The sequence below is a fragment of the Bradyrhizobium sp. UFLA05-89 genome (genome assembly GCF_059803475.1).
On the sequence record NZ_JBANBA010000103.1, the window covers coordinates 23,809 to 34,705 of the forward strand.

Here is a 10,897-nt window from a genome sequence, read left to right on the forward strand (position 1 = left end):
TCCTAACGAACCGCTTCGGGAGGCGCGGTCGTCGCGCGGTTCTCGTGCGGAACGGCTCGTTCCCGCGACAGGAAGATCTTGCGTAGCGCCGGCGCGACCACGAGCAGAAGGAGCGGGCCGATGAACATGCCGCCGACCACGACGGTCGCAAGCGGCCGCTGCACCTGGCTGCCGATGCCGTGCGACAGCGCCGCCGGAAACAGTCCGACGCCGGCCGAGAGCGCGGTCATCAACATCGGCCGCATGCGCTGCTCCGCGCCGGAGAACACGGCCTCCGCGATGCTCATGCCGGAGGCGCGCAGCTCGCGGAAATAAGTGATGTTCAGGATGCCGTCCATCACGGCGACGCCGAACAGCGAGATGAACCCGATCGCGGCCGAGATGCTGAAATCGAGATTGGCGAGGTACAACGCAATCAGCCCGCCGCCGACGGCGAAAGGAATGCCGGCGAGCGCGAGCAGGCTGTCGCGTACCGAATTGAAGAGGCTATAGAGCAAGACGAAGATCAGGAGCAGGGTCACCGGCACAACGACCATGAGGCGCGCCTTCGCCGCCTCGAGGTTGTCGAACTCGCCGGACCAGATGATGCGATAGCCGGGCGGAAGCTGGACATCTTCCGCGACGCGCTGCTGCGCCTCGGCGACCGTGCCGCCGAGATCACGGCCGCGCACGCTGAATTTGATCGGGATGTAGCGCTGGCTGCGCTCGCGATAGATGAACAGCGCGCCGGTATCGAGGGTGATGTCGGCAAGCTCGCTCAGGGGGATGTAGGCATTGATGCCCGACGGCGTCGAATAGGCGACCTTGAGGTCGCGCACCGCGTCGATGCTCTCCCGGAATTTGTGATCGAGCCGGACCGCCACCGCGAAGGAACGATCGCCTTCCAGCACGTTCGTCGCGATGGTGCCGCCGAGCGCGGCCTGCACCACGGCAGTGATGTCGCCGGTGTTGAGTCCGTAGCGCGCGGCTTTCTCTCTGACGACCCTGATGTTGAGGTTGGGCTGGCCGACGAGGTGGAAGACGCCGAGATCGGCGACGCCGCGGACGTCCCGCATGACGTCCATGACCTTGGTGGCGGTCTGCTCCAGCACGTCCAGATTCGGGCCGATGATCTTGACCGAGTTGGCGCCCTTCACGCCGGACAGCGCTTCCTCGACGTTGTCCTGGATGTATTGGGAGAAGTTGAAGGTGACGCCGGGAAGCTCCTCGTCGAACTCCTTCTGGAGCTCCTCGGTAAGCTTCTCCTTGGTCAGGCCCTTCGGCCATTCGTCGAACGGCTTGATCGGTGCGAACAGCTCGACGTTGGAGAAGGGCGAGGCGTCGCTGCCGTTGTCAGGGCGGCCGTGCTGGGAGACGACCGTGATGATCTCGGGGTGCCGGAGCAGGATGTCGCGCATCTTGCGCGTCGCCTCGGTGCCGGCTTCGAGCGAGATCGTCGGCGGCATCGCGGCGCGGATCCAGAAATTGCCCTCTTCGAGCGCCGGCAGGAATTCGCTGCCGAGCCGGCTTGCCGCGAGCGTCGAGATGGCGAGGAAGATGACGCCCACCGTCACCGCCAGCTTCACCTGCGACAGCGCCCAGCGCAACACCGGCGTGTAGACCTTGCGCAAGCACCGCACGATGACCGTCTCGGTTTCCTCGATATGCTCGGGCAGCAGCAGCGCGGCGAGCACCGGTGTCACCGTGAAGGTGGCGAGCAGGGCGCCCGCGAGCGCGTAACCATAGGTACGAGCCATCGGACCGAAGATCTGGCCCTCGACGCCCTGCATGGTGAACAGCGGCACGAAGGCGGTCACGGTGATCGCGGCGGTGAAGAACACCGCCTTGTCGACCTGGAGCGCGCTGACGAAAATCATCCGTAGCCGCTCGGTCCAGCGGGCGCTGGAAGGCTGGCCATGGGTGGGCGCGGTCGGATCAGTGCCCCAAAAGCCTTCCGCGAGATTTCGCAGCACGCGCGCGCGGCTCTCAGGGCTCGATTGGAAATTGCGAAAAATATTCTCCATCATGATGACAGCGGAATCGACGATGATGCCGAAATCGACCGCGCCGAGCGACAGCAAATTGGCGTCCTCGCCTTGCAGCACCAGAATGATGATGGCGAAGAACAGCGCGAACGGAATGTTGGCCGAGACGATCAGCGCGCTGCGCAGATCGCCCAGAAACACCCATTGGATCACGAACACCAGGAGGCAGCCGAATACGAGGTTGTGCAGCACCGTGTGAGTCGTGACGCCGACGAGCGAGCTGCGGTCGTAATAGGACACGACCTTCACGCCTGCCGGCAAGGTGCCGTCGCTGTTGATCTTGGCGACCTCTTCCTCGACCTTCGGAAGGATGTCGTTGGTGTGCTGGGTGCGGCCCATGACGACGATGGCGGCGGCGACGTCATCGTCCTTGTCCTTGCCGGCGATGCCGAGCCGCGGCACGTATCCGACCGAGACTTTTGCGACGTCCTTGATCTGGAGCGGCAGACCACCCGACTGGCTGAGAACGATATTCTCGATGTCGCCGACCTTGTAGCCCTTGGTGATGTCGTCGGCGCCACCGGAGTCGATCAGGCCGATGCCGCGGATGTTGATCGACTGCTGGCCGATCGCGATCTCGCGCCCGCCAACATTGACGTTGGCATTGCCGAGCGCGGTGACGAGCTGCGGCACGGTGATGTTGTAGGCCTCGAGCTTGGCGAGGTCGGCGTCGACGTTGAACTGCTTGGTCGTGCCGCCCCAGGAATTGATCTGCACCACGCCCGGAATGGTCATCAGGCGACGGGTGACGACATAGTCCTGCAGCGTGCGCAGATTGGTCAGCCCGAAGTTCGGCGGGCCGACGAGCTGGTAACGATAGATCTCGCCGACCAGGCTCGACTGCTGGATCGTCGGCACCAGATTGCCGGGCAGGGTGATGTTCTGCTGGATGCTGTTGGCGGCCTGCGTCAGCGCGAAGTAATAGTCAACGCCGTAGCGGAAGGTGACACGAACGAAGGACAAGCCGTAGAACGAGGTCGAACGGATGCTGACGACGCCTGGCGTAGGGTACAGCCCGACCTCCATCGGGATGGTGTAGTACTTCTCCATCTCCTCGGCCGACAGCCCCGGCGCCTGCGCGGTGATCTCCAGGATCACGGGCGCCGGATTGGGATAGGCCTCGATGTTGAGCTTGCCGAAGGCCGCAAGCCCGGCGGCGCAGAACACGACGAGGCCGAGCACGACGATCGCGCTGCGGGTCAGGCCGAAATTGATGATGCTCTTGACCAAGATCTTGGACTTGGCGCCGCAGGGCGCGGTTGGCGGACAGGGGTTTCAGCCCGTGGTGGCGGTGGCGAGCTTGTTGGAGAGGAAGATGGCGCCGGTCGAGGCGACGAGCTCGCCCGGCTTCAGGCCGTCGAGGACCTGCCACCACCCATCCTGGGCAATGCCGACCTTCACGTTACGCCGCTCGAAGCGGTGCCGGTCGGTGGTGACCCAGACCGTCATGGTGCCGTCACCTTCGCGAACCACGGCGTCCAAGGGCACGCCAACCGAGAGTTTCGGGCCGTCGATCTCGATGGTGAAGCTCGCCAACATGCCGGCGCGCAGCTTGTGGGTGGGATCGTCGATCACCGAGCGGACGAGCTGCCTGTGCGTGTTCGGATCGATGTTGAGCCCCAGCGTGGTGACGTGGCCCCGAAACACCTCGTCCGGATAAGCGGGGACGCTGACGGTGACCGCCTGGCCGATCTGGTAGGCCGGCGCGTCGATCTCGATGACGTTGGCGACCATCCACATCGTCGAGAGGTCGGCCAAGGTGAAGGGCGCCGGCGCGTTGCCGGGTTGAACGTAAAGTCCCGGTGCCGCATTGCGGGCGACGACCTGGCCCGAGATCGGGCTCGGCACGATCAGGATGGAATCGACCTTGCGGTCGGCGACGATGCGATCGATCTCCTCATCGGTCTTGCCGAAGATGCGCACGGCATCGCGCGCGGCCTTGTAGTTGCCTTCCGCGGTCTGCTGATCGGAGGTCGCCTGGTCGACGTCCTTCTGTGCGCCGCCGCCGGTCTTCAGAAGCTGCTTGACGCGCGTCAGTGTGCGGGTCTGGAGCTCCAGCACGCCGGCGGCCGCGAGCAGGGTGGACTCGGCCTGAAGCAGGTCGGGGCTGTCGATGGTGAACAGCGTCCGTCCCTTGGCGACGGTCTCGCCGACGTTGAAAAATGTGTCGACGATCTTGCCTGCGTTGGGCGTGAACACCTGCACCAGCATGTTCTGGTTGAAGTCAATCGATCCGACAGCGTTCTTCATGACGCGGAAGGCGCGCGGCTCGGCGGGCAGAACTTTGAAGCCCTCAACTTGCTTGCCAGTGACGTTCACGGCTTGTTGAGCGATATCGACGTCGCTGTCGGTGGCCGGCTGGTCTGCCTTGGCCGGGCGCACCTCGTTGGTTCGCGTCAACAACCAGGCGCCGACAGCGAGCACGGCCGCCGCAGCAATGCTCGCTGCAAAGCCCGCATGCTTGATGCGAAATGCCATAGCCCATGCTCACCTTGGTTGTTTCGGACGCGTTTGCTCACAACCGGACCATCGCCGTGCAGCGGAGGCGCGGCGACGCAAACGTCGTGGCAAAAGGCGGAACTCTGGTATCAGGCTTGCCTGACGCCCACCTTACGCGCCGCAGCATGCCGGAAGCGCCAGCTTTTTTGCTGGCCGAAGCCAACGAATGATGGGAGACATCGGTCATGGAGCGCAGGCTATTCGGGCCTGTTGCAATTGCGGATTGGACGAATGCGTCTTCTGATCGTCGAGGACAATGTCGAGCTGTCGCGACTGGTCGCGAACGGCCTGATCGCGGCGGGCTATCAGAGCGACATCGTCAGCAGCGCGGCCGAGGCGCGCGAGGCGGTACGCAATGTCAGCTATGCCGCGATGATCCTCGATCTCGGTCTGCCCGATGGCGATGGTCTTGCGGTGCTGCGAGAGCTGCGCCGCCACATGGACCCGCTGCCGGTGCTGGTGCTGACCGCGCGCGGCGGCTTGCAGGATCGTGTCAGCGGCCTGCGCAGCGGCGCCGACGATTATCTCGCAAAGCCGTTCGCGCTGGAGGAGCTGGTGGCGCGGCTGGAGGCGATCCTGCGCCGCCCCGGCCAGTTGCTCGGCCGTTCGCTGCGGCTAGCCAATCTCGTCTACGACACCGAGAGCCGGCAGATATTCGTCGACGACCAGCCGCGGATCATCTCCTCGCGCGAGACATCGGTGCTGGAGATCCTGCTGCGGCGGCAGGGGCGGGTGGTGCCGAAGAAGAACGTCGAGGACCACATTTTCGGGCTCGAGGGCGAGGTCGCCTCCAACGCCGTGGAAGTCTACGTCTCGCGGCTGCGCAAGCAGCTCGCCGAGCACGGCGCCAAGGTCGTGATCCATACCATCCGGGGTGTCGGCTACCTGATGGCCGAGGAGAAGTAGCGTGCTGCGCCTGAGGTCGCCGACATTCAAATCGCTGATCTGGCGCGTCGTCTTCCTGCACATCGTCGCGGTCGCCGTGGTGGCGATCTTCCTGCCGCTGGTCTTGTTCTGGCTGTTGAACTCGGAGATCGGCGAGCTGCATCGCGCGGCCATGCGCGCGCAGGCCGAGGTGCTGGCCGAACGTATTGCCGTGCAGCCGGACGGCAGGATCACGTTCAACCTGCCTGACAGCCTCCGCGGCCTCTATTCGGAGGCCTATGGCCGCTATCAATACGACATCAGCGATGCCGACGGCAGGGTGCTGTTCTCCTCGCACAAGAAGACCGGAGCGGCAGCCTCGGAGACCATTTCCGGCGCGGGCGTCACGCGCACCGTCGACGACAAGACCGTGCGCATCCAGGTCGCCGAGGATCTCGCCCATCGCGACGTCATCATCGACGACATCGTCGCCAACTTCTTCCGGCGCGTCGGCTGGATCACGATTCCGATCCTCCTGGTTCTGCTTGCCACCGACATCATCATCTTCCGCCGCGCCATCTCGCCGCTGCTGAAGGCCTCGGAGGAGGCGACCAATATCAGTCCGGCGCGCACCGATATCCGTCTGCCGACGGAGCAGATCCCACGCGAGATCATGCCGCTGGTTACCGCCGTCAACCAGGCGCTCGACCGGCTCGAGGATGGCTTTCGCGTGCAGCGGCAGTTCACCGCGGACGCCGCGCATCAGCTGCGCACCCCGCTCGCGATCCTGCGCACGCGGATCGAGACATTGGGCGATGGCGCGGCCAAGGAGTCGCTGCACGCCGACATCGAGGGCATGAGCCGGATCGTTGCGCAGCTGCTGGAGATCGCCGAGCTCGATACGCTGGTGCTCGATCCCGGCGAGACCGCAGACCTGCGTGCCGTCTGCGCCGAGGTGATCGGCTCGATCGCGCCGCTCGCGCTCGCCCAGCACAAGGATATCGCGCTAAGGGGCACCGATGCGCCGGTCCTGATCCACGGCAATTCCGAGATGCTGCAGCGGGCGATCTTCAATCTCGCGGAAAACGCCATCAAGTTCACCGCGAAGGAGACCGCCGTTGACGTCGAGGTCAGCGGCGATGGCGTGGTGCGGGTGCGCGACTGCGGTCCGGGCATCGCGGAAGCCGAGCGCGAGCTGATCTTTCAGCGCTTCTGGCGCGCCGACCGCCAGCGCAGCGACGGTGCGGGCCTCGGGCTGTCGATCGTGCGCGGCGTCGCGGAGGATCACGCGGCCAGCATCGCCGTCGAAAATCTCCCCGGCGGCGGCGCGCAGTTCACGCTGTGCTTCAAGCTGGCGGAAAAGATGTCTGCTGCAGCCTCTCCCCTTGCGGGAGCGGGTGGATCGCATCGTCAGATGCGAGCCGGATGAGGGGTTCTCTCCGCGAGATCAACTCCTGTATGGAGCGCGGAGAGAACCCGTCATCCGGCGCTTTCGCGCGCCACCTTCTTCCGCAAGGGAAGAAGGAAAAAGCGCGCGCGGCCTACTTCTGCGGCGGGCCGAGGTCGAGCGGGGGCAAGTCGATCTGTGGCACCTCGATCTTCACCTTGTCGAGATCGACAGTGACCGGCTTGTCGAGCAGGCCCGTCACCACGGACGGGAAGACGATCACGAGCAGCACCATGATCATCTGCAATCCGATCCAGGGCACCGCGCCCCAATAGATGTCCGAGCTCTTCACCGAGCGCGGCGCGACGCCACGCAGGTAGAACAGCGCGAAGCCGAACGGCGGATGCAGGAACGAGGTCTGCATGTTCACGCAGAGCATGACGCCGAACCAGATCAGCGCGGCGTCGGGGCCGACCACCGGCGCCAGCATCTTCTGCGCGATCGGCGCGATCATCGGCAGGATGATGAATGCGATCTCGAAGAAGTCGAGGAAGAACGCGACGAAGAAGATGAAGAGGTTGATGAAGATCAGGAAGCCCCAGACGCCGCCGGGCAGGGACGTGAGCAGGTGCTCGAGCCAGACGCCGCCGTTGCAGCCCAGGAACACGATCGAGAAGCACGTCGAGCCGATCAGGATGAAGGTGACCATGCAGGTGATGCGCATGGTCGTCTCGTAGCCCTGCTTGATCAGATCGCGCAGGTCCGGAATGCGGGCCGCCTCGATGCAGATCCAGGCAACCGCGAGGTAGGTGATCGCATAGGCGATCTTGAAGACGATGTTCTCGCTGAACAGCATCGCGACGATCGTGCCGATGCCGGCGGTGATGACGCCGATGATCAGGATCTTGCGTCCCGTGGAGGAAAAGTCCTTGTGGTGGATGGCGGCGAGGACGATGGCGCCGACCGCGCCCATCGCGCCGGCTTCGGTCGGGGTCGCAAGTCCCAGCATCATGGTGCCGAGCACGACGAAGATCAGGACCGCGGACGGAATGATGCCGAGCAGGCACTTCTTCCACAGCGCCCAACCGGCCAGCGTGCGCGCCTCTTTCGGCACTGCAGGCACGTGGTGGGGCTTGATGATGCCGAGCACGAAAGTGTAGCCGGCAAACAGCACGATCTGGAAGATCGAAGGACCCCAGGCGCCGAGATACATGTCGCCGACGGACTTGCCGAGCTGGTCGGCGAGCACGATCAGCACCAGGGAGGGCGGCACGAGCTGCGTGATGGTGCCGGAGGCCGCCAGCACGCCCGTGATGTAGCGGATGTTGTAGCCGTAGCGAATCATCACCGGCATCGAGATCAGCGCCATGGCGATGACCTGCGCCGCCACCGTGCCGGTGATGGCGCCCAGGATGAAGCCGACGATGATCACGGAGTAACCGAGGCCGCCGCGGATCGGGCCGAAGAGCTGGCCCATGGAATCCAGCATGTCCTCGGCTAGCCCGCACCGCTCCAGCACCGCGCCCATGAAGGTGAAGAACGGGATCGCGAGCAACAGCTCGTTGGCGAGCACGCTGCCGAACACGCGGCCCGGAATCGCCTGAAGGAAGTTCAGGTCGAAGAAGCCGAGATGGATCGCGAGGAAGCCGAAGGAGAGGCCGAGCGCCGCCAGCGTGAACGCGACGGGGTAGCCGATCAGCATCGCCACCACCAGGCCGCCGAACATCATCGGCGGCATCATCTCCAGCGTAATGGTCATTGGGTCGGTCTCTCGTACTTGGCGTCGATCGTCACATAGCCCTGGAGAGCCGCGATACGCTTGATGACTTCGGATACACCCTGCAGCGCCAGCATCACGAAACCTGCGGGGATCACGAACTTGATCGGCCAGCGGATCAGGCCGCCGGCATTGCCGGACATCTCGCCGACGTCATAGGCCTGCATGAAGAACGGCCAGGAGAGTTTTGCGAGCAGGAGGCAGGAGGGGATCAGGAAGAAGAGCGTGCCGATCAGATCGAGCCAGAGCTGGCCGCGCTCGGACAGCATCAGATAGAAGATCTCGACGCGGACGTGCTCGTTGCGCTTGAAGGTATAGGACGCGCCGAACATCACGAGCACGGCGAACATGTACCATTGCAATTCCAGCCAGCCGTTCGACGAGTAGCTGAAGGCGTAGCGGATCATGGCATTGGCAGCGCTGACGAGGCACGCCAGCAGCACCAGCAGGTTACAGATGTTGCCGATCTTTTCATTGAGGAGGTCGATGGCGTTGCTCACCGCCAACAATGGACGCATCTTACTTTTCTCCGCCGCGGCCTTTATTATTCATTGGGGGGTGCATGTGCATGCATTGCTCGGCCGGCGCGCGAAATACACGCGACCTTGACGGCTCGTCATCCGGAGCGATTGCAGCGACAGTCCTCCCTCGTGCCTCGCCATCTTGATCGCGCTCGCCTTCTAGGCAGCGCGCCGGCTTATGCTGCCGGACAGCCAAGGCGCAGGCACCATTTCAGCGGGCTCGCGCGCCGTCAATCGGAAAATGGGCAAATTGACGCTTGCTCAGGGGGTTAGGTTATCGGCGGCCCCCGTAATTCTCCTAGCCGCCAGTAACGCTCATGTGCCGGCTGACGCTCGGGCGGTTGTGCCGGCGGTCGATGATGAAATCGTGCCCTTTGGGTTTGAGGCCAATCGCACGGTCGATCGCGGCCGCAAGCAGCGCATCCTCAGTGGACTCTCGCAGAGGCTTGCGCAAGTCGGAGGCATCCTCGTGACCGAGGCAGGTGTGCAGGGTACCAGTGCAGGTGATGCGCACCCGGTTGCAGGATTCGCAGAAGTTGTGGGTCATCGGCGTGATGAAGCCGAGCTTGCCGCCGGTCTCCGCGACGCTGACATAGCGCGCCGGACCGCCCGTCGTCTCACTCAAGTCCGTCAGCGTGAATTGCTGGGCGAGCCGCGCGCGCACCAGCGACAGCGGCAGATACTGGTCGATGCGGCCCGAGCCGATCTCTCCCATCGGCATCACCTCGATCAGCGTGAGGCCCATGCCCTTGCCGTGCGCCCACTGCATCAGCGAGGGGAGCTCGTCCTCGTTGAGATTCTTCAGCGCCACCGCGTTGATCTTGACCGCGAGCCCGGCCGCGCGTGCCGCCTCGATGCCCTCCAGGACCTTGTCGATCTCGCCCCAGCGGGTGATCTCGCGAAACTTCTGCGGATCGAGCGTGTCGAGTGAGACGTTGATGCGGCGGACACCGCAATCGGCGAGTTCCCGCGCATGCTTGGCCAGCTGCGTTCCGTTGGTGGTCAGCGTCAACTCGCCGAGCGCGCCGCTTTGCAAATGGCGTGACAGCGAGCGCACCAGCGACATCACGTTGCGGCGGACCAGGGGCTCTCCGCCGGTCAGCCGCAGCTTTTTCACGCCCTTGGCGATGAAGGCCGAGCAGAGCCGGTCGAGTTCCTCCAGTGTCAAGAGGTCTGCCTTGGGCAGGAACGTCATGTCTTCCGACATGCAGTAGAAGCAGCGCAGGTCGCAGCGATCGGTGACGGAGACCCGCAAATAGGTGATGGTCCGGCCGAACGGGTCGGTCATCGGGCTCGACAGCGGGGACAGGCGACTCACAGCGGGTCCGTTCATTCAACAAGCCTTGTCACGATCGCGATCACCGCGCCTTGCGCAGTGACAATCATACTGGAGGCAATCTAAGCATCCCCGCCATTGCCGACAATCGTGCGCTGCACCGTATTAGCGCGTTGGTGCGGGGGCCGTGGGCGGCGGCGCGGCGGGAGGCGGCGCCGAGTTCGGATCGGGGAACGGAGAGTCTGCCGCGGCCGGCGTTGCTGCCTTCGGCGCCTTCGGCTTCTTTGGCCGATGCGGCTTCTTCACCGGTTTTGGCGGCACGGCCGGTTGCAACTCGACGAATACCGGGTTGGGATCGGTCGTCACCGATGCGGGTGTGGAGAAATCGCCGGGCGTCTTGGTGACGTTCACCGGCACCGAGGCCGGGAGGTAGTTGATTAGCGTGTAGCTGACGGTGAAGGGAGCATCCGGCGCTGGAACCGAGACCGCGCAAGGGGTCTTGCAGCCCGGGCCGAGCGAGGTGACGGCCTCGGCGCCCGGTGGACTTGC

9 protein-coding genes are annotated in these 10,897 nt (G+C 64.4%); 3 read left to right on the plus strand and 6 right to left on the minus strand.

Annotation, left to right across the window (positions count from 1 at the left end; genetic code table 11):
* Nucleotides 1-2: 2 nt before the first annotated feature.
* Together SO139_RS36040 and SO139_RS36045 are read right to left on the minus strand one after the other, a co-directional pair.
* On the minus strand, nucleotides 3-3,254 hold the full coding sequence (locus SO139_RS36040) for an efflux RND transporter permease subunit (RefSeq protein ID WP_449382244.1): 3,252 nt from the start codon (nucleotides 3,252-3,254) through the stop codon (nucleotides 3-5).
* A gap of 45 nt (nucleotides 3,255-3,299) precedes the next feature.
* On the minus strand, nucleotides 3,300-4,502 hold the full coding sequence (locus tag SO139_RS36045) for an efflux RND transporter periplasmic adaptor subunit (protein ID WP_449382245.1): 1,203 nt from the start codon (nucleotides 4,500-4,502) through the stop codon (nucleotides 3,300-3,302).
* Between the two features lie 5 nt (nucleotides 4,503-4,507).
* Between SO139_RS36045 and SO139_RS36050 the strand changes: the two genes are divergently transcribed.
* The 3 genes from SO139_RS36050 to SO139_RS36060 all read left to right on the plus strand — a co-directional run bounded on the left by SO139_RS36050 (nucleotide 4,508) and on the right by SO139_RS36060 (nucleotide 6,816).
* Entirely contained in the window at nucleotides 4,508-4,693 is a 186-nt protein-coding gene (locus SO139_RS36050; protein WP_449382246.1) for a hypothetical protein, read from the plus strand.
* 61 nt (nucleotides 4,694-4,754) lie between these two features.
* The gene (locus tag SO139_RS36055; RefSeq protein WP_449382247.1) at nucleotides 4,755-5,429 is read left to right on the plus strand and encodes a response regulator transcription factor; all 675 of its coding nucleotides are present in this window, start codon (nucleotides 4,755-4,757) and stop codon (nucleotides 5,427-5,429) included.
* Nucleotide 5,430: 1 nt separating this feature from the next.
* Complete coding sequence (locus SO139_RS36060) at nucleotides 5,431-6,816, plus strand: sensor histidine kinase (protein WP_449382248.1); 1,386 nt, start codon at nucleotides 5,431-5,433, stop codon at nucleotides 6,814-6,816.
* Between the two features lie 112 nt (nucleotides 6,817-6,928).
* Here the strand turns inward: SO139_RS36060 and SO139_RS36065 are convergent, their stop codons facing one another.
* From SO139_RS36065 to SO139_RS36080, 4 genes are all read right to left on the minus strand, one after another.
* The gene (locus SO139_RS36065) at nucleotides 6,929-8,533 is read right to left on the minus strand and encodes a TRAP transporter large permease (RefSeq protein WP_449382249.1); all 1,605 of its coding nucleotides are present in this window, start codon (nucleotides 8,531-8,533) and stop codon (nucleotides 6,929-6,931) included.
* Nucleotides 8,530-9,069 (minus strand): TRAP transporter small permease subunit, encoded by a 540-nt coding sequence (locus tag SO139_RS36070; protein ID WP_027523609.1) that lies wholly within the window; start codon nucleotides 9,067-9,069, stop codon nucleotides 8,530-8,532. The genes SO139_RS36065 and SO139_RS36070 overlap by 4 nt, the downstream gene beginning before the upstream one ends.
* A gap of 301 nt (nucleotides 9,070-9,370) precedes the next feature.
* The gene (gene moaA, locus SO139_RS36075; protein WP_474797049.1) at nucleotides 9,371-10,405 is read right to left on the minus strand and encodes a GTP 3',8-cyclase MoaA; all 1,035 of its coding nucleotides are present in this window, start codon (nucleotides 10,403-10,405) and stop codon (nucleotides 9,371-9,373) included.
* A 108-nt stretch (nucleotides 10,406-10,513) separates the two neighbouring features.
* Nucleotides 10,514-10,897, minus strand: a 384-nt coding sequence (locus SO139_RS36080) for a hypothetical protein (protein ID WP_498541502.1), incomplete at its 5' end; no start/stop codon positions are given.